This window comes from Natrinema sp. HArc-T2 (assembly GCF_041821085.1).
In the GTDB taxonomy this organism is placed as follows: Archaea; Halobacteriota; Halobacteria; order Halobacteriales; family Natrialbaceae; genus Natrinema.
Window position 1 is genome coordinate 217,521 of the sequence record NZ_JBGUAZ010000004.1, and the last position, 16,507, is coordinate 234,027.

A 16,507-nucleotide genomic window follows, 5' to 3' on the forward strand; every position below is an offset into this window, starting at 1 on the left:
ATCATCACACGATAGTGGGGAGAAACCCGGCCCTTCTTAGCGTCGCCGTCCTAACCCGCGTCTATGGAACGACGGCAACCACCACAGACCGAAGAGGGCTGGTACGTCCTGCACGACTTCCGGTCGATCAACTGGGACGCCTGGCGAGACGCGCCCGAGCGACGGCGCGAACAAGCGATCGAAGAAGGCATGGAGTACCTCACGTCCAGTGAGCGCGTCGACGACGCCGACGAGGGCGAGTCGGCGACGTTCGCAGTGCTCGGCCACAAGGCCGACTTGCTCGTCTTGCACCTGCGACCGACGCTCGCCGACATCGACGCGCTCGAGCGACGGTTCGAACACACGGCACTCGCCGAGTTCACCGAGCGGGCCGACTCCTATCTCTCGGTGACGGAGGTCTCGGGCTACATGTCCCAGGACTACTTCGAAGAGGGCGAAACCGCCGACCCCGGAATCGCAAACTACATCGAGTCCCGACTCAAGCCCGAGCTTCCCGACAGTGACTTCCTGAGTTTCTACCCGATGAGCAAGCGCCGCGGGCCCGACCACAACTGGTACGAGCTGCCCTTCGACGAGCGCGCCGACTATCTCTCGAATCACGGCGAGATTGGCAAGGACTACGCCGGTCGGGTCACGCAGATCATCGCCGGTAGTGTCGGTCTCGACGACTTCGAATGGGGCATCACGCTCTTTGGCGACGATCCGACCGACGTCAAGGAACTGCTCTACGAGATGCGATTCGACCCCTCGAGTTCGCGCTTCGCCGAGTTCGGACAGTTCTTCTCGGCCCGCCGGATGGAGCCCACCGATCTCGGCGCGTACCTCGCCGGCGAACCGGTGCCACAGGAAGAGGACGGCCATCCCCACGCAGGCGGCGACGCCGAGGGTCACCACCACGGTGGTTCGGAATCGGGCGGCCATCACGGTGGCTCCAGCGGCCCACACGGCGACGACGAGGACGTCCGAAGCGAACTCGAGGAGCAGGGCGTCTATGCGGGCCAACCACACGGCGAGGACGTCCACGCAGTCGTGCTCTACTCCGAGGCTGACGCCGACGAACTCTTCGAAGAGGTCGACGGGCTACGCCAGAACTTCGACCACTACGATACGCACGTGAAGACGGCAGTCTACGAGCCGCGAGACGACGACGCGGAGACCGCGGTCGTCAGCCTCTGGGACACCGACCGCGCCGCGAACACAGCCGCCGGGTTCCTCGCAGAGCTCCCCGAAATCGTCCGACAGGCGGGCGACGATGACGACGACTCGTGGGGCACGATGGGGATGTTCTATACGGTCAAGCCCGAGCATCGCAGCGACTTCACCGGCGTCTTCGCGGACGCCGCTGACATGCTCGCGGACATGGGCGGCCACCGCAAGACCGACCTACTTGTCAACCGCGAGGACGAAAACGACATGTTCATCGCCAGCCGCTGGGACTCCCGCGAGGACGCCATGGCGTTCTTCCGCAGCGACGCCTTCTCCGAGGCCGTCGAGTTCGGTCGCGACGTGCTCGCCGACCGACCGCGGCACGTCTTCCTCGCCTGAGAACTGGGCGCTTTTTTCTGCCGGCTCGAGGCCAAGACTCGACCTTAGATTCCGCCTGCGTCCGACGACTCGTCGTAGAAGAAGTAAGCGGCGACTCCGGCTAACCCGAACGCGAGCGTCACGAACGGCCACTTGCCAGCCTCGGTCTCAGTCAGGCGCGCGTGGCCGGTCACGAACATCGCGAGCCCGAGGTGGGCGACGAGCGTTGCAACGACAAACGCCTGTGGGTCCATGACTCGAGGGTTCGACGCGGCGATGAAAGCCGTTACGAAGGTGATTGGGGCCACAACGAATACAGTGGACTGTGGCCGGGAACGGGCTCCGAGCACTGCGAGGAGCCCGTGACCCGGGGGAGGGCAGGCAGTTACCCGATACCGACGACCGATGTGAAGGCCCCAAAGGGGCCGAAACGGAGGGAGGAGTGCTTTTGATCAACCCTAAGCGGGAGCGAAGCTCCCGCGAGGTCCGAGAGAGCTTCGCTCTCTCGAGATTTTACCGAGGGACGGCGCGAGCGAGGCGCTGTGTGCCTCGCTCGCGACAGACCGCAGTGTAAAAGGTTGTTAGAAGTCGTGATCCGGGTCGTCTTCGACTTTCCGCTTCATCGACTCGCGACGGGACTTGGCGTCGCGGCCGGTCGCCTCGAGCAGGAAGTCGTTTTTGGCGTCGACGGCCTCACCGGCGGCCTCGAGTTCGTCGGGGCCGAGTTCGGTGGGGTCGCGTTCGTGGAACTCGACGCCGAGTTTGTCCTTCTTGCCGGAGTACTCGACGGCACCGACGACGATCTTCTCGAAGACGGGGTTGTCAGGCTCCTCGATGCAAAAGAGGTCGCTGCCCTTGTACTCCTGGGTGCCCGTGATCGGACCGAAGTAGTCCTCGACGGTCGACTCCAGATCCGGAATTCGCTCCTCGAGATATTCACCGCGGCGCATCTTGTACTCCTTCATGGATTGGGAGAAACACGGCGGAGCGTTTACCTCTTTTCATAGCCGACGTTTCGGTCTCCTGATCGGTCACCGTTACTGAACGCACTCGTCTGGCGACGGGGAGTGAGTGTTCGACCACTGTCCGGATGGTTCGTCGACCGATCGACCGCCGAACAGCGGTGTGGGTGTGCGGACGACCACTGTCGAAAATGACGGCTACCGACGCTCGCGTTCGCTGAGATAGCCTTTGCGACAGTCGGGGCAGATGTCGCCGGCACGCAACGAGCCGCGGTCGCCAGCGGCGACGTACTCACATCGTGGACAGTAGAACTCGGTCGGAACGTCGTCTGCAGGACCGCCCTCGCGTTCGGTCGGCGTCGGAACCGAATCAGCCCACTCGATGCCGCTTGCCGGCTCCGACGAGGTCTCGTCGGTCGCGTCGTCAGTGACATCGGTCGGGGGCGTTGCGGTCACCGACCGAGCGTCGTTCGTGGTATCTGCTGGCACGTCGTTTTCAAGCACGACCGCGTCGTCGGTCGAAGTCGGGTCGGACGCCGCGTCGCCGGTGTCGGTGTCGGCCTCGGTGTCTGCATCGTCGTCATCGTCGGGCCACGCCGCCGGGGTGGAGTCGGCATCGACTGGCGGCCCGACGTCACTCGAGTCCGGCCACTCGCCGTGTTCGCGGTCCCGGTCGAGAGCAGGGTCGTCGTCCTCGAGGATCTCGCCGTCATCGACGACGGGATCGCCGTTTTCGTCGGTCGGGAGGTCGATGTCGTCGGTAGCTGCGGTCTCCGCGGAGGCGGTCACAGCGTCCGAGTCAGTGGATGTGCTTTTAGGGGTCGACTCAGTGGTGTCGTCGATATCTTCGGCGTCAGTCTCGGAACCGGATTCGTCGGCGTCGATGAACTCGGCATCCGACTCAGTGGCAGGCTCGTCAGCGTCAACGAACGCAGCGTCCGTTCCGGAATCGGGTTCATCGGCGTCGATGAACTCGGCATCCGTCTCGGTGGCAGGTTCGTCAGTGTCGATGAACGCGGCGTCCGTTTCGGATGTGAACTCGTCAGTTGCGTCTGGCTCGAGAGGCGGTGCAGTCGGCTCGGGGTCGTGATCGTCGGGGAGTGAGTCGGCACCCGTTCCGGCGGCGAGGCTGGTCACCTCGGTGTTCTCGCTGATGACGTTGCGCTCGCCACAGCGGGAACACTCTTCGAACTCTTGGAGGGTGACGACGACCTCACTGCCCCGTTCTTCGCGCTCGCGTTCGACCTCGGCGTCGCCGAAGTCGTGTCCGAGCAGCGAACATCGCAGGACCATTGTCCAATCGTACCGATCCAGTCCATAAAAAACGTACTGCCTGTATGTCTGCTATTCGTGAAAGTAATTCGAACTGTATAGTACTTCCATCCTGTCGAAAAAAGAAAGAGTGTCAGTTCGTGGTCCGGTCCTGAACTGTGGCCGAGCAGCGTGAACCGAGTCGATCGCCACATCGTCAGAACGACAAACGTCAAATCCCGGGTCGTCGAATGGGAACATGGATGAGAGCAAAGCGGGAGTACCGGAACCGGGAGGGGACGGAGGTGGCGATACTCGATGCCCTGGTCGATCGCGCCGATGACGGGATGACGGTCTTCGAACTCCGGGCGGCCGTCGAGGTCGACATTGACGAACTCGAGGAAGCCCTGTCAATGCTCAAAGCAGACGATCTGATCGTCGTCGAGTCGAACTCGGAGACGGTGATCAAGCCCGCTGACCGCGTCGTTCCCGACGGGCCGGCCAACGAGGACGACGAGCAATCGATCGGCGAGTGGCTACGCGATCGGATGCCTTTTTGAATCGAAACGCCTGATACGCGCAGCGCCCAGAGGGTACCCATGAGCGTCATCGAGTCCATCCACGCGGATCACGGGGCCACGTTCGGCGAGCGCGCAGACCAGCGGATCGTCGAACACTACGGGCGACCGGAGCGCACACATCTGGCGGTCCGCAACGGCGTCGGCTTACTCGAGCTAGCCTACGGCGTGCTCGTCGTCGAGGGCGACGACCGCCTCGAGTACGTCGACAACGTGGTGTCGAACCGCGTCCCAGCAGAAGACGGACAGGGCTGTTACGCGCTCGTGCTCGATCCACAGGGCGGGATCGAGGTCGAACTCTATATCTACAACGCGGGCGAACGGCTGCTGCTCTTTACCCAGCCCGAGACCGCCGAGCCGCTGGCCGAAGAGTGGTCCGAGAAGGTGTTCATTCAGGACGTCGAGATCCGCGTCGCAAGCGACGAGTACGCGGTTTTCGGGATCCACGGCCCGCAGGCCACCGAAAAAATCGCCAGCGTCCTCAACGGGGCCGGCTCGCCCGAGCGGCGCTACTCGTTCGTCCGCGGCACGATGGGCGACGAAGGCGTCTCCGTCATCCGGACCGATGCACTCACCGGCGAGGAGAGCTACGAGGTGATCTGTGCTGCCGATGACGCCGAGGCCGTCTACGACACGCTGCTCAATCAGGGATTGAACGCCGCCCCCTTCGGCTACCGGACCTTCGAGAGTCTCGCACTCGAGGCCGGCTCGCCACTGTTTCACACCGAACTCGAAGGGACGCTCCCGAACGTCCTCGGCCTCCACAACGCCTTGGACTTCGAGAAGGGCTGTTACGTCGGCCAGGAGGTCGTCTCCCGCGTCGAGAACCGTGGCCAGCCGAGCCGCCAACTCGTCGGCCTGACACTCGAGGGTGAGACCGTTCCCGAGTCCGGCGCGGCCGTTTTCGACGGTGACGCGTCAGTCGGCGAAATTACCCGCGCGGGCGAGAGCCCGCTGCTCGAGGAGGTCATCGCGCTCGCGGTCGTCGACTACGGCCTCGAGAGCGACGAGCTGACGGTCCGGGTCGAAGGTGACGAGGTGGCCGCGAGCCGGACGGAACTGCCGTTCGTCGAGGGGTCCGATCAGTCGGATCGACTCCCAACGTACGAGTAATCGGAATCGGAACCGCACCATCCGCGTTCGGAACCACTGTTATATAGGCCGAAATCGAGTGACAATCCATGGCAGGAGACGTCCGCGAGCGCGACCTCCTCGAGCGGGCACCGGACGATCGGATTCAGGTGCTTGACGCCGATGGGACCGTCGTCGCACCCGAACTGGAGCCGGATCTCGAGGCGGAGACGTTGCGGTCAATGTACCGGGATATGCGGTTTTCCAGACGGTTCGACGAGCGGATGATCAGCCTCCAGCGACAGGGGCGGCTGGGAACGTACTCTTCGCTGGCCGGCCAGGAGGGGTCCCAGATCGGCTCGACGTACGCGCTCGCGGACGACGACACCCTCTCCTTTCAGTACCGGGAACACGGCGCGCTTGCGGCGCGGGGGATGCCGTGGGAGTATCTGCTCTACTGGATGGGTCACGAGGACGGCAACGCCGCGCTGGCGGAGATCGACGTCTTTCCGCTGAATATCTCGATCGCCGGCCACCTGCCACACATAGTGGGCTGGTCGTGGGCGGCGAAGCTAGACGGTGACGAGCGCGTCGGCGTCGCCCACTTCGGCGACGGATCGACATCGGAGGGGGACTTCCACGAGGCGATGAATTTTGCAGGCGTGTTCGATACGCCGACGGTCTTCATCTGTAACAACAACCAGTGGGCCATTTCGATCCCGCGCGAAGCGCAAACCGCGAGCGCAACCATCGCACAGAAGGCCCACGCCTACGGCTTTGCTGGCGTGCAGGTCGACGGCATGGACCCGCTCGCGACCTACGTCGTGACGGCGGCCGCACGGGAAAAGGCCCTCGAGCCCGACGGCGACCGGTTGCGCCCGACGCTGATCGAGGCGGTTCAGTACCGATACGGTGCCCATACGACGGCGGACGACCCCAGCGTCTACCGGGACGACGAGGAGGTCCAACGATGGCGCGAGCGGGACCCGATCGATCGATTCGAGGCGTACCTGCGGGGCGAGGGTGTCATAGACGACGACCGGATCGACGCGATCGAGTCCGAGATCGAGGAGACGCTGGCGACGCTGGTCGACCGCGCCGAGGGCGTCGACGGGGATCCCAGCGAGATGTTCGAGTACGCCTACGCGGAGCCGACGCCACGCCTCGAGGCACAGCGTGAGTACCTCGCGGACCTGCGAGAGACCCACGGAGACGACGCACTACTCGAAGACGAGTAAGTCATCTGACGGTCGGATAAAGCCCGCAATGGGACAGGCAAACGGCTATCCGATCGTCGCATCGAGATGCGGTCGATATGCAACTCGAGCAGCCGTCCGGGGAACCGAGCGCGGCCTGGAGCGGCACAGTGCCGAGCGCAGTCGACGCGCGGGTGCTCGGCCTGGTCGTCGTGACGGCCGGCCTTGCAGCGTCGATCAACGTCCCCTACGGCGGCCTGCCGATGGCAGCCGTCGCGTTCGCGCTGTTGGCGAGTGGCGGCGGCGCCCTCCACCTGCTCGGTGAACGGAAGCTCCGCAGGCTCACTGACGAGCTCGTCGAGCGGTGGGTTGCTGCGGGCGGCGAGATCGATGGCGTCACTCGCTCGTCGACCGGGATGGAGACAGCGTGGCACGTCCACACGCCCGACGGCGAGATCGTCATCGGTGGGGTCGCACTGGTTCCGATCACCCGACTGTCCGTCGAGTGGCAGGGCATCGGCGACACGATGGACGCCAACGAGGCCGAAGCGAACATCGATCGCCTCGCCGAGAGCCTCTACCGAGAGATCTTCGAGCTCGGCTCGGCGACCCAGCAGGCCTGAAGCGGATTACTCGAACAGTTCCTCGTGGCGCTTGGCCAGATCGGTGTACTCGCCCGACGAGTACTCCTCGAGAATTACTTCGGCGTCGATCCCCGTTTTCTCGAGTGGCGTAATCTCTGCTGGCACGCCGCGGACGAACGACTCCGGCGGAATGTCGTAGCCGTCGGGAACGACGGTGCCCGCGGCGACGATGCTGCCGCTGCCGATCGTGACGTCGGAGTTAGTCGTCGCGTTGAACCCGACCAGCGCCCGGTCCTCGACGGTCGTCTCGTTAAGGATAGCCCCGTGGCCTACCATGACTTCGTCCCCGAGCTGTGAGGCGTGAATCGTCGCGTTGTCCCCGACGTGCGTTGCCTGCCCGATGCGGACGGGGCCGACGTCACCGCGCAACACGACGCCGGGCCAGACGCTCGCGTCGGCGCCGATGTCGACGTCGCCCACGAGCGTCGCTTCTCGGCTTACTCGTGCCGTCTCGTCGATCGTCGGTTGGGTCCCCTCGAACGCGTAGGTTCGCCTGTCGACCATATCCACACCATCAACGATCGGACGTATAATTCTGCAGTCTGGAAGACATGACAGTCTTACGTCGGTTGTACTCGTGAGGGTCGATACAGCGAGTTCGACCGTGCGTAGCAATACCACTTCTCGAGTCGGGTGAGGTCCACCGAGCACAGACCGGCGGACCACCGGTTGGATCATCGACCGCTCTCAAAACACGAGCAAGTGGTCGCGAAACCGGTGTCGACAGTCTCAGGACTCGATCTTGTCGACGATCTCGCGGGCCTGGTTTTTCGCCGTCTCCTCGCCGACGTGTTTGTCGAGCAAGACGCTCGTTATCTCCCAGTCGTCTTCACCCTCGAGTTTCCCGGTACGGACCTCGCTGCCCTCCGAAACCGACCGTGCCGGTTGCTCCGCCCAATCTGGAGTCCGTATCTCGTCGTACCGATCGGGATCGCGGAACCGGACGTGGGTGTAGTTGTCTTCCGTCTCGACGGTGTTGATGTCAGGGCTGTCGGCCATATCCGATGGTCCGGTGCCACTGTGTCTAAGGGCCGGGCTTGAATGTGCCTCGTCAGGACGCTGGCGCTCGAGGCACACGATCACGAGCGATCAGCTACTCTCCTTCGATCAGAAAAGAAATGAACCGAGTAAGGGGACAGCAGGTCCGACTTAGAACGTCTCGAGGTAGCGGTCGAGTTCCCACTCGGAGACGTCGACGAGGTACTCCTCGAACTCCTGGCGCTTGGCTTCGACGAACTTGGAGGCGACGTGGTCGCCGAGTGCGCTGTACATCGCTTCGTCTTCCTCGAGGGCGTCGACGGCTTCGCCGAGGTTGGCCGGTAGCGTGTCAATGCCGTACTCCTCGCGTTTCTCCTCGTCGAAGTCGTAGATGTTCTCGCGGACCGGGTCGGGACACTCGAGGCCCTGCTCGATGCCGTCGAGACCGGCGTGGATCATGACCGCGAGCGCGAGGTAGGGGTTACACGACGGGTCGGGCGACCGCAGTTCGATGCGCGACGCCGCTGGGGTGCGTGCGGCGGGCCGGCGGATCAGCGCCGAGCGGTTGCGGTCGGACCACGCGACGTAGACGGGCGCCTCGTAGCCGGGCACCAGACGCTTGTAGCTGTTGACGGTGGGGTTCGCGATCGCCGTGATCGCCGGTGCGTGCTCGAGAACACCGGCGGTGAAGGCGTGGGCCTCCTCGCTCAGGTTGAACTCGTCGTCGTCGTCGTGGAACGCGTTCTCGCCGTCCTCGGTGAACAGCGAGATGTGGGTGTGCATCCCCGAGCCGTTGATGCGCGGGATCGGCTTGGGCATGAACGTCGCGTGCAGGTCGTGCTGGGCGGCGATCGCACGGACGACCGTGCGGAAGGTGCCGACGTTGTCCGCGGTCGTCAGGGCGTCGTCGTAGGTGAAGTTGATCTCGTGTTGGCCCTCGGCGACCTCGTGGTGGCTGGCCTCGACCTCGAAGCCCATGCTCTCGAGGCCGTAGATGATGTCACGGCGAACGTCGGAGGCGAGGTCCTTCGGCGCGAGGTCGAAGTAGCCGCCAGCGTCGTTGGTCTTGGTCGTCGCACGGCCCTCTTCGTCTTCTTCGAAGAGGAAGAACTCCGGTTCGGGCGCGGCGTTGACCGTATAGCCCATCTCGTTGGCGCGGTCGAGGGCGTTCTTGAGAACACGACGCGGGTCGCCCTCGAAGGGTTCGCCGGTATAGGTGTCGTAGACGTCACAGATCATCCGGGCGGCAGCGCTGCCCTCCTTCTGGCGCCACGGGAGAATCGCGAAGGTCTCCGGGTCGGGCTTGAGCCGCATGTCCGACTCCTGAATGCGCACGAAGCCTTCGATAGAAGAACCGTCGAAATAGATTCCCTCCTCAAAGGCCTTCTCGGCCTGACGGGCTGGCACGGAGACGTTCTTGACCGTTCCGAGAATGTCGGTAAACTGTAGTCGGAGGAAGTCAACGTCTTTCTCCTCGATCTCGTCCAGCACCGCCTGTTCTGTGTCTGTGAGGTTTCCGCTTGTCATCTTTCTCGTCGTCGTATTCTCGTAACCCGCTTACTAAAACACTACTGTTCCGAGCAAATCTTCTCTCTCCCGCTCCAAACTGCATATTCGTAAAGTTCTAAAGGCTACAATGAGTGGGTCGATGTGATGACGTACGAAAATCTCGATGCAAAACTAGTGAATGCACTTCTCGGCGACGGTCGGGCGAGCCTGCGCAGCCTCGCCGAGGAGCTCGACGTCTCCGTGACGACCGTCTCGAATCACCTCTCCGATCTCGAGGACGACGGTGTCATCGAGGGCTACACGCCCCGCGTCGATTACGATGCGGTTGGCTACGACGTAACCGCCGTCATTCAACTCCAAGTCGAGGGGAACGCGCTGCCCGACGTCACCGACACGCTGCGCGACCACCGCCAGATGACCAGCGTCTACGAGGTCACCGGCGACTACGACGTGATCGCCATCGGCAAGTTCGAAGACACCGACGGCATGAACGATCAGATCAAAGAGCTGCTGACCGACCCCGACATCAAAGCCTCGAACACCAGCGTCGTGTTGAACGCCGTGAGCGAGAACGAACAGTTCGAACTCGAGGTCGACGAGGAAGCGTAATCGGACAGTCCTTTTCAGCAGAACCCATCGCCGAACAGCGGCGTCGTTAATCAGTTCACCGCGAGCGAACCCGAAGGGTGAGCGAGCGGGCCGACGACTGATGTGGAGACCCGCGTAGTGGGTCGGAACGGAAGGAGGAGTGCTTTTATACTAAATTTTGCCGAGGGCCGCCGAAGGCGGCCCGCAGATCAAAATTTAGTTTTGGCTCGCGGGGCGCGTTCGCTCCCCGCTCGCTTTTCAGAGGTCTTCGCTTCGCTTGACCTCTCTTACATCATGCCGCCCATGCCGCCACCCATGCCGCCCATGCCGCCGGCACCGGGTGCGCCTTCCTCGTCGTCGCCCTTGTCGGTCGACAGGTCACCGGCGGAGATGATGTCGTCGATTTTGAGCACGAGGTTGGCCGCTTCGGCAGCGGAGGTGACAGCCTGTTCCTTGGCGTGGGCCGGTTCGACGACGCCAGCCTCGAAGGTGTCCTCGACGTCGCCCGTGAAGACGTTCAGGCCGGCTTCGACGTCGCCGTCGTCGTGGGCCGAGCGCAGGTCGACCAGCGTGTCGATCGAGTCGAGACCCGCGTTCTCGGCGAGCACGCGTGGGACGAGCTCGAGCGAGTCGGCGAAGGCTTCGACGGCGAGCTGCTCGCGACCGGAGACCGAGTCAGCGTAGTCACGGAGTCGCGAGGCGAGTTCGACCTCGATGGCACCGCCGCCGGCGAGGACGCGACCGTCGGAGACGGTCTGGGCGACGACGTCGAGCGCGTCGTTGACGCCACGCTCGAGTTCGTCGACGACGTGGTCGGTCGAACCACGCAGCAGGAGGGTAACGCCGTGGGCGTCCTCGCCCTCGACGTAGAACAGTTCGTCCTCGTCGTCGCGGGTCACGTCACCGAAGCCGAGGTCGGCTTCCTCGGCGCTCTCGAGGTCGGAGACGATGTTTGCCTCGACGACTTCCTTGAGGAACTCGAGGTCGGACTTCTTCGCGCGGCGGACGGCGAGGATGCCTTCCTTGGCGAGGTAGTGCTGGGCGAGGTCGTCGATGCCCTTCTGGCAGAAGACGACGTCAGCACCGAGGTCGGCGATGTGGTCGACTTTTGCCTGAAGCTGTTTCTCCTCGCGGTCGAGGAACTGCTGGAGCTGGTCGGGGTCGGTGACGGAGACCTCGGTATCGATGTCGGTTTCCTCGACCTCGATGGCCTCGTTGAGCAGCAGGATGTCGGCGTCCTCGGCCGACGTGGGCATGTTGTCGTGGACGGGGTCCTTGTCGACGATGCCGCCCTCGAGCAGATCGGACTCGCCGGCGCTACGACCGGTCTGGGTCTCGATGTTTAAGAACTCGAGGTCGACGACGTTCTCGCCGTCTTCGTTCTCGACGGTGACCTGCCGGACGGCCTCGACGATAAGCTCGGCGAGATACTCCTTGTTGACCTCGGTGCCCTTGCCGGTCATCGAGGTTTCGGCGGTCTTGCGGAGGACTTCCTCGTCGCTGGTGTCGATGTCGGTCGCGATGTCGTCGATCTCCTCGCGGGCCTGCTCGCTGGCGAGGTGGAAGCCCTTGATGATCGCCGTCGGGTGGATGTCCTGCTCGAGCAGGTCCTCAGCGTTCTTGAGGAGTTCACCGGCGATCGCGACGGCCGTCGTGGTGCCGTCGCCGGCCTCGTCTTCCTGCGTTTCGGCGACTTCGATGATCATCTCGGCCGTCGGGTTGTCGATGTCCATCTCCTTGAGGATAGTGACGCCGTCGTTGGTGATCGTCACCGATCCCATGGAGTCGACGAGCATCTTGTCCATCCCTTTCGGGCCGAGTGTCGAACGGACTGCTTCAGCGACCGCACGGGCGGCGCTGATGTTGTAGTCCTGCGCGTCCTTGTCCTTGACGCGCTGGGAGTCCTCGCTCATTACGATCATCGGCTGACCCTGCTGCATTCGCTGACTCATAGTCGGTCGAGTGATTGATTGTGATTCTATATAAGCATTTCCCTATCGTCTCGCGCTTCGATCGCAGTCCGTGCAATCGCGGATCGAGGAAAACCGTGGCAGTGCGGGACGATGTCGACGGTTTCTCTCTGCTGAAGTCGATCGTTACTCGTTCTCAATCAGTCAGTGACAAGGTGTTTTTATTAGGTCGCTCGAGCACTGGCCACGACGCTGTCGGTTCCACCACAGTCTGCAACCACAACTCGAAATTGAGTTAACATGGCGGAAGCGTTATACCGGTAGTCACGTATTACTCTACGAGCAATGGCCGAGCCTTCCCCGTTGGCCGACTCGTTCGACGACCCCCGAATCACCCCTCAGTTTTACCGCCGACTGCCAGACTCGAGTGGTGACCTCGTATTGATCGGCGTCGTCCACGACCACCCCGCCAGCGTCGCACGCGTCGAACGCGTCCTGGAACGCGTCGAGCCGGTGACGCTCGCTCTCGAGTTGCCACCGATCGCGCTGCCGCTATATCGCGTCTACGGCCGCAAAGGTAAGAAGGACGATCCGACGCCGCCGCGGTTCGGCGGCGAGATGAGCGCGGCGATCCGTGCCGCACCCGACGCCGAAGCCGTCGGCATCGACGCTCCGAACTGGTCGTTCCTCCGGCGGCTGGTCACGCGGCTGGTCGCCGACCGCGTCTCGCCCGCGAGGGCACGACGTGTCCTCTCGAGTGTCGGCAACGCGACCCGCGACGCACTCACCTATCGGATCGCCGCGACGCTGACCCACGCGACGTCGATGACCGTCGTGCCCGGCGACACAGTCGAGTACGACGTTGATCACGAAGATCAGCCGGCCCGACAGGCCGCCCACGAGCGCGCCCACGTCGCCAGCATCCAAGCGTTGCTTGGTAGCGTCGATACGGACGGAACCACCCTGGCGTACCGAGACGAGACGCGCGAGCGCTGTATGATCGAGCGACTCGAGGAGCTTCGCTCGGAGCCGGGCGATGCCGTCGCGGTCGTCGGTGTCGATCACCTCGATCGAATTGCAGCGGCGCTGACGGAATAACAGGCACCACGCAGCAGTCGCGGCATCACCTGCGCTCACCGGCGCAAGCCCGACGTGCAGTTCCAGCAGTACGTAAACGTCTGATCGGCCTCGTTGGTCGCACCACAGTGGGGACAGCGCATCGTCTCCCCATCGAACTCGCGATCGCGGTCATCGTCTCGGTTGGCATCGTGCACCTCGTCTGTGGCCCGCGGATAGCGGTCAGGGCCGGGCGACGATCGAAGACTTGCGTGGTTGGGATCGGCAAACGACGGTGTTCGTTCGTTCTCGTCGTCGCTCCGCCGGACGTACAGGTAGTACAGTAACAAGTGAAGCAGGGCAAACAGCGCGATGTAACCGATGAGCCAGCCCCAGAGCGCCATCGGTGTGTGATACGGTCTCGAGGCACTTGGCTATTCCCCGCTGTCGGGGCTGACGACAGTCAGGCCGACGAGAACTACTGGGGTGGCTGTAAGTCACGACCAAACTCATCGAAGACCTCGAGGTCGTCGGGCAGGTCGTACTCGAGGTGGCGTTCTTCTTGGCGATTGACGCCGGCGTCGTCAATGGGCGTCGCGACGTCTTCCCAGCCGGGTTTGATTTTGACGCTTTTGGCGGGCATTCCGATGGCGATGTGGTGGGCAGGGATATCGTTCTGGACGATGCCGCGTGCGCCGACGACGGCGTTCTCGCCGACCTTACAGCCCGCACGAACCATTGCGTCGTAGGTCAGCCGAACGTCGTCCTCGATAGTGGTGTGGTAGTTGCGGACCTCGGTCTGGTCGACGACGTCGTGGTCGTGACTGTAGATGTGTACGCCATCGGAGATCGAAACGCGGTCGCCGATGGTGAGTTTCCCGCGGTCATCCAGGTGGACATCGTCGTGAACGACGGTGTTGTCGCCGATCGTGATATTGTGCCCGTATGTGAACGTAATGCCCTTGAAAAAGCGGCAGTTCTCGCCACACTCCTCGAAGAGGTGGTCCGCGAGCATCCGCCGGAATCGGAGCGCGAACTCGACGTTGTCCGCGATCGGGAGGCTGTCGAACTGCCGCCAGAGCCACTGGAGGTGTTTCGACTCCCGGAACGCCTCCTCGTCTTTCTCGGCGTAGTACTCGCTCTCTAAGGTCGTGTTACAGGGATCGTAGCTTTGCAGGCGAATGCGCTCGGCAGGCGGCACCGACTCGCCGTCCTGCCAGCGCTCGTAGGCCTCGCGGTCGCCCGAGAGGTCGATCAGGACGTCCTCGACGACCGAGCAGGTGTCTTCGTCGCTCGAGAGCCGTCGATCGACCTCATCGATGAACTCGCGCATCCCCGTTTCTGCCTCCTCGGGGAGCGACACGTACCGCTTTGTCATACCCCGACGTATTGCCCGCCGAGTTCATAGGGGTTCGGTTGTGCGTTCAGGGTTGCCGGACCAACTGACGCGCGTGTTACCGGGCCGTTCCGACAGGACTCACTCCTGCTCGGACTGCCACCCGGCAAAGAGTAACGCGGGCACTGCAAGCGCCCCGACGACCAGCAACGTCCCAACGACGACAGCGCCAACCGAGATGCGGTCTCTCGGAATCTCGAGTCGGCTCACAGCGAGGACAGCAAGCGACACGCTGACGACAAGGACGGCAAGCAGTTGTCGTCTGGGATCGCGCGAGCCGCGGCGGGAACTGGGCATACGAATGCGTGTCAGCCGACACCCAAGAGCGATTCGACTCCCAAAAGAGGAGTCATTCGAGCGTTCCGGTCACCCTAAGTTCTCCCACTCCAAAGAGGCGAGTATGCAACACAGCGAACTCGGTGAGTCCGGAGTCGAGGTCAGCGAGGTTGGCTTCGGCGCGTGGGTCGTCGGTACTGACTGGTGGGGCGACCGTTCGGAAGACGACGCCATCGAGATGGTTCAGTACGCCGTCGATCAGGGCATTACCTACTTCGACACGGGTGACGTCTACGGTCACGGTCGCAGCGAGGAACTGCTCGGGCAGGCCCTCGCGGAGGTCCGCGACGAGGTCACCGTCGCAACCAAGGTCGGCTACGACTTCTACAACAACCCACAGGCCGGCCACGGCGAACTCCCCAAGGAGATGGGCCCCGAGTATCTCCGAGAGGCCGTCGAGAAGAGCCTCGAGCGCCTCGAGATGGACTCCGTCGACGTGCTCCAACTGCACAACGCCGACACGGACGAGATCACGCCCGACGTCCTCGAGGTGTTCGACGAACTCGAAGAAGAGGGCAAGATCGACGCTACCGGCCTCGCGCTGGGTCCCTCGATCGGCTGGCTCGCCGAGGGCGACCTCGCGATCGAAGAGGAGTTCGACTCCGTGCAACTCGTCTGGAACGTCTTAGAGCAGGAGGTCGGCAACCACTTCCTCGAGACGATCGAGCGAACCGGCTCGTCGACCAGCCTGATCCCCCGCGTGCCCCACTCTTCGGGCATCCTGAACGAGCAGGTCACGCCCGATACCGAACTCGGCGAGGGCGACCACCGCGGCTTCCGTCCCGACGAGTGGTACGAGACCGGCTGGGAGAAGATCGAGAAACTGCGCTTCCTCGAACGTGACGGCGAACGCACGATGGGACAGGCCTCGATCGCGTGGCTGCTCTCCCACGACCCCGTCGCGAGCGTGACCCCGACGTTCCGCACGAAAGCGGACATCGACGAGTGGGCGGCCGCGAGCGACGTGCCAAAGCTCTCCGACGAAGAAATGGATCGCGTCGCGGAGCTCTACGAGAACGACTTCGGCATCGACCGCGACGACGGGATGGACGCGCTGCGCTCGTCGGTCGACGGCGAGGACATCGAGTCCGCCGGACTGGACAAGCTCGCGGCTGACTGATCAGCCACGACTGGCTCGAGCGGCCATATCCCTCGGTGTACCTATGCTTCGTTGGTCGACGACTCTGTGAGCCGGAACTCGAGTTCGAGTTGGCCGTCCGTCCGCACGTCGACGCCACCGAACTGCTCTGAGAGCTGATCTCGGGCTCGAGCGCTCGGCTCGACGGTGACGGAGACGCTGTTGCTGTTGGCGTTGTACGAGATGTTGCCGACCGTCACGTCGAACTCGAAGAGCTCCGGGATGTCCGCTCGGAGTTGTGTTCTGACGTCGTCGATGTCCGACCGGACGTCGGCCATCTCATCGTTGAGCGATCCCATAGATAGTGATAAGTGCTACCAACCCGTAACGGTTTAGCCTGCTCGGGCGGTTTCGCAACGAACCTCGCGAG

Annotated in this window: 19 protein-coding genes; 8 read left to right on the forward strand and 11 right to left on the reverse strand. The window is 63.4% G+C overall.

Annotation, left to right across the window (positions count from 1 at the left end):
* The first annotated feature begins 63 nt into the window (after positions 1 to 63).
* Positions 64 to 1,545 carry a heme-binding protein gene (locus tag ACERI1_RS11830; protein WP_373618369.1) on the forward strand — a complete coding sequence of 494 codons (1,482 nt, stop codon included), beginning with the start codon at positions 64 to 66 and terminating at the stop codon, positions 1,543 to 1,545.
* Positions 1,546 to 1,589: 44 nt separating this feature from the next.
* Here ACERI1_RS11830 and ACERI1_RS11835 read toward each other — a convergent pair whose 3' ends face one another.
* From ACERI1_RS11835 to ACERI1_RS11845, 3 genes are all read right to left on the reverse strand, one after another.
* Positions 1,590 to 1,778 (reverse strand): hypothetical protein, encoded by a 189-nt coding sequence (locus tag ACERI1_RS11835; RefSeq protein ID WP_373618370.1) that lies wholly within the window; start codon positions 1,776 to 1,778, stop codon positions 1,590 to 1,592.
* Between the two features lie 327 nt (positions 1,779 to 2,105).
* The gene (locus tag ACERI1_RS11840) at positions 2,106 to 2,489 is read right to left on the reverse strand and encodes a DUF5611 family protein (RefSeq protein WP_373618371.1); all 384 of its coding nucleotides are present in this window, start codon (positions 2,487 to 2,489) and stop codon (positions 2,106 to 2,108) included.
* Between the two features lie 195 nt (positions 2,490 to 2,684).
* Positions 2,685 to 3,779 (reverse strand): hypothetical protein, encoded by a 1,095-nt coding sequence (locus ACERI1_RS11845; protein ID WP_373618372.1) that lies wholly within the window; start codon positions 3,777 to 3,779, stop codon positions 2,685 to 2,687.
* Positions 3,780 to 4,000: 221 nt separating this feature from the next.
* On the opposite strand from ACERI1_RS11845, the gene ACERI1_RS11850 reads away from it, so the two are divergent.
* The 4 genes from ACERI1_RS11850 (at position 4,001) to ACERI1_RS11865 (ending at position 7,205) form a co-directional block, all read left to right on the forward strand.
* Positions 4,001 to 4,297 carry a DUF6432 family protein gene (locus ACERI1_RS11850; RefSeq protein WP_373618374.1) on the forward strand — a complete coding sequence of 99 codons (297 nt, stop codon included), beginning with the start codon at positions 4,001 to 4,003 and terminating at the stop codon, positions 4,295 to 4,297.
* Positions 4,298 to 4,336: 39 nt separating this feature from the next.
* A complete protein-coding gene (locus ACERI1_RS11855; RefSeq protein ID WP_373618376.1) occupies positions 4,337 to 5,428 on the forward strand; it encodes an aminomethyltransferase family protein in 1,092 nt (363 codons plus the stop codon).
* A 68-nt stretch (positions 5,429 to 5,496) separates the two neighbouring features.
* On the forward strand, positions 5,497 to 6,624 hold the full coding sequence (pdhA, locus tag ACERI1_RS11860) for a pyruvate dehydrogenase (acetyl-transferring) E1 component subunit alpha (RefSeq protein WP_373618378.1): 1,128 nt from the start codon (positions 5,497 to 5,499) through the stop codon (positions 6,622 to 6,624).
* Between the two features lie 77 nt (positions 6,625 to 6,701).
* A complete protein-coding gene (locus tag ACERI1_RS11865) occupies positions 6,702 to 7,205 on the forward strand; it encodes a hypothetical protein (RefSeq protein ID WP_373618380.1) in 504 nt (167 codons plus the stop codon).
* A 6-nt stretch (positions 7,206 to 7,211) separates the two neighbouring features.
* On the opposite strand, the gene ACERI1_RS11870 is transcribed toward ACERI1_RS11865, so the two are convergent.
* The 3 genes from ACERI1_RS11870 to glnA all read right to left on the reverse strand — a co-directional run bounded on the left by ACERI1_RS11870 (position 7,212) and on the right by glnA (position 9,731).
* Entirely contained in the window at positions 7,212 to 7,730 is a 519-nt protein-coding gene (locus ACERI1_RS11870; protein WP_373618381.1) for a gamma carbonic anhydrase family protein, read from the reverse strand.
* A gap of 225 nt (positions 7,731 to 7,955) precedes the next feature.
* A complete protein-coding gene (locus tag ACERI1_RS11875) occupies positions 7,956 to 8,225 on the reverse strand; it encodes a hypothetical protein (protein WP_373618383.1) in 270 nt (89 codons plus the stop codon).
* Between the two features lie 150 nt (positions 8,226 to 8,375).
* Positions 8,376 to 9,731, reverse strand: a complete 1,356-nt coding sequence (gene glnA / locus ACERI1_RS11880; RefSeq protein ID WP_373618385.1) for a type I glutamate--ammonia ligase — start codon at positions 9,729 to 9,731, stop codon at positions 8,376 to 8,378.
* Between the two features lie 126 nt (positions 9,732 to 9,857).
* Between glnA and lrp the strand changes: the two genes are divergently transcribed.
* Entirely contained in the window at positions 9,858 to 10,322 is a 465-nt protein-coding gene (gene lrp, locus ACERI1_RS11885; protein WP_373618387.1) for an HTH-type transcriptional regulator Lrp, read from the forward strand.
* Positions 10,323 to 10,588: 266 nt separating this feature from the next.
* On the opposite strand, the gene thsB is transcribed toward lrp, so the two are convergent.
* Positions 10,589 to 12,241: a thermosome subunit beta gene (thsB, locus tag ACERI1_RS11890; RefSeq protein ID WP_373618553.1), complete on the reverse strand. Its 1,653-nt coding sequence runs from the start codon at positions 12,239 to 12,241 to the stop codon at positions 10,589 to 10,591.
* Between the two features lie 315 nt (positions 12,242 to 12,556).
* Between thsB and ACERI1_RS11895 the strand changes: the two genes are divergently transcribed.
* The gene (locus ACERI1_RS11895) at positions 12,557 to 13,309 is read left to right on the forward strand and encodes a hypothetical protein (protein WP_373618388.1); all 753 of its coding nucleotides are present in this window, start codon (positions 12,557 to 12,559) and stop codon (positions 13,307 to 13,309) included.
* Positions 13,310 to 13,344: 35 nt separating this feature from the next.
* Here the strand turns inward: ACERI1_RS11895 and ACERI1_RS11900 are convergent, their stop codons facing one another.
* From ACERI1_RS11900 to ACERI1_RS11910, 3 genes are all read right to left on the reverse strand, one after another.
* Positions 13,345 to 13,671: a hypothetical protein gene (locus ACERI1_RS11900; RefSeq protein ID WP_373618389.1), complete on the reverse strand. Its 327-nt coding sequence runs from the start codon at positions 13,669 to 13,671 to the stop codon at positions 13,345 to 13,347.
* A gap of 74 nt (positions 13,672 to 13,745) precedes the next feature.
* Positions 13,746 to 14,645 carry an acyltransferase gene (locus ACERI1_RS11905; RefSeq protein ID WP_373618391.1) on the reverse strand — a complete coding sequence of 300 codons (900 nt, stop codon included), beginning with the start codon at positions 14,643 to 14,645 and terminating at the stop codon, positions 13,746 to 13,748.
* A gap of 99 nt (positions 14,646 to 14,744) precedes the next feature.
* On the reverse strand, positions 14,745 to 14,960 hold the full coding sequence (locus ACERI1_RS11910) for a hypothetical protein (protein ID WP_373618392.1): 216 nt from the start codon (positions 14,958 to 14,960) through the stop codon (positions 14,745 to 14,747).
* A 103-nt stretch (positions 14,961 to 15,063) separates the two neighbouring features.
* Between ACERI1_RS11910 and ACERI1_RS11915 the strand changes: the two genes are divergently transcribed.
* Entirely contained in the window at positions 15,064 to 16,119 is a 1,056-nt protein-coding gene (locus ACERI1_RS11915) for an aldo/keto reductase (RefSeq protein WP_373618393.1), read from the forward strand.
* 41 nt (positions 16,120 to 16,160) lie between these two features.
* Here the strand turns inward: ACERI1_RS11915 and ACERI1_RS11920 are convergent, their stop codons facing one another.
* Positions 16,161 to 16,436 (reverse strand): hypothetical protein, encoded by a 276-nt coding sequence (locus ACERI1_RS11920; RefSeq protein WP_373618394.1) that lies wholly within the window; start codon positions 16,434 to 16,436, stop codon positions 16,161 to 16,163.
* Positions 16,437 to 16,507: the final 71 nt, after the last annotated feature.

Bases quoted from the DNA above. Each gene is read 5' to 3' on its own strand.
- ACERI1_RS11845 (WP_373618372.1), bottom strand. From the start codon at position 3,779: ATGGTCCTGCGATGTTCGCTGCTCGGACACGACTTCGGCGACGCCGAG.
- ACERI1_RS11865 (WP_373618380.1), top strand. From the start codon at position 6,702: ATGCAACTCGAGCAGCCGTCCGGGGAACCGAGCGCGGCCTGGAGCGGC.
- ACERI1_RS11895 (WP_373618388.1), top strand. From the start codon at position 12,557: ATGGCCGAGCCTTCCCCGTTGGCCGACTCGTTCGACGACCCCCGAATC.
- ACERI1_RS11900 (WP_373618389.1), bottom strand. From the start codon at position 13,671: ATGGCGCTCTGGGGCTGGCTCATCGGTTACATCGCGCTGTTTGCCCTG.
- ACERI1_RS11910 (WP_373618392.1), bottom strand. From the start codon at position 14,960: ATGCCCAGTTCCCGCCGCGGCTCGCGCGATCCCAGACGACAACTGCTT.
- ACERI1_RS11905 (WP_373618391.1), bottom strand. From the start codon at position 14,645: ATGACAAAGCGGTACGTGTCGCTCCCCGAGGAGGCAGAAACGGGGATG.
- thsB (WP_373618553.1), bottom strand. From the start codon at position 12,241: ATGCAGCAGGGTCAGCCGATGATCGTAATGAGCGAGGACTCCCAGCGC.
- ACERI1_RS11875 (WP_373618383.1), bottom strand. From the start codon at position 8,225: ATGGCCGACAGCCCTGACATCAACACCGTCGAGACGGAAGACAACTAC.
- ACERI1_RS11915 (WP_373618393.1), top strand. From the start codon at position 15,064: ATGCAACACAGCGAACTCGGTGAGTCCGGAGTCGAGGTCAGCGAGGTT.
- ACERI1_RS11830 (WP_373618369.1), top strand. From the start codon at position 64: ATGGAACGACGGCAACCACCACAGACCGAAGAGGGCTGGTACGTCCTG.
- ACERI1_RS11850 (WP_373618374.1), top strand. From the start codon at position 4,001: ATGAGAGCAAAGCGGGAGTACCGGAACCGGGAGGGGACGGAGGTGGCG.
- pdhA (WP_373618378.1), top strand. From the start codon at position 5,497: ATGGCAGGAGACGTCCGCGAGCGCGACCTCCTCGAGCGGGCACCGGAC.
- ACERI1_RS11920 (WP_373618394.1), bottom strand. From the start codon at position 16,436: ATGGGATCGCTCAACGATGAGATGGCCGACGTCCGGTCGGACATCGAC.
- ACERI1_RS11855 (WP_373618376.1), top strand. From the start codon at position 4,337: ATGAGCGTCATCGAGTCCATCCACGCGGATCACGGGGCCACGTTCGGC.
- ACERI1_RS11870 (WP_373618381.1), bottom strand. From the start codon at position 7,730: ATGGTCGACAGGCGAACCTACGCGTTCGAGGGGACCCAACCGACGATC.
- glnA (WP_373618385.1), bottom strand. From the start codon at position 9,731: ATGACAAGCGGAAACCTCACAGACACAGAACAGGCGGTGCTGGACGAG.
- lrp (WP_373618387.1), top strand. From the start codon at position 9,858: ATGACGTACGAAAATCTCGATGCAAAACTAGTGAATGCACTTCTCGGC.
- ACERI1_RS11835 (WP_373618370.1), bottom strand. From the start codon at position 1,778: ATGGACCCACAGGCGTTTGTCGTTGCAACGCTCGTCGCCCACCTCGGG.
- ACERI1_RS11840 (WP_373618371.1), bottom strand. From the start codon at position 2,489: ATGAAGGAGTACAAGATGCGCCGCGGTGAATATCTCGAGGAGCGAATT.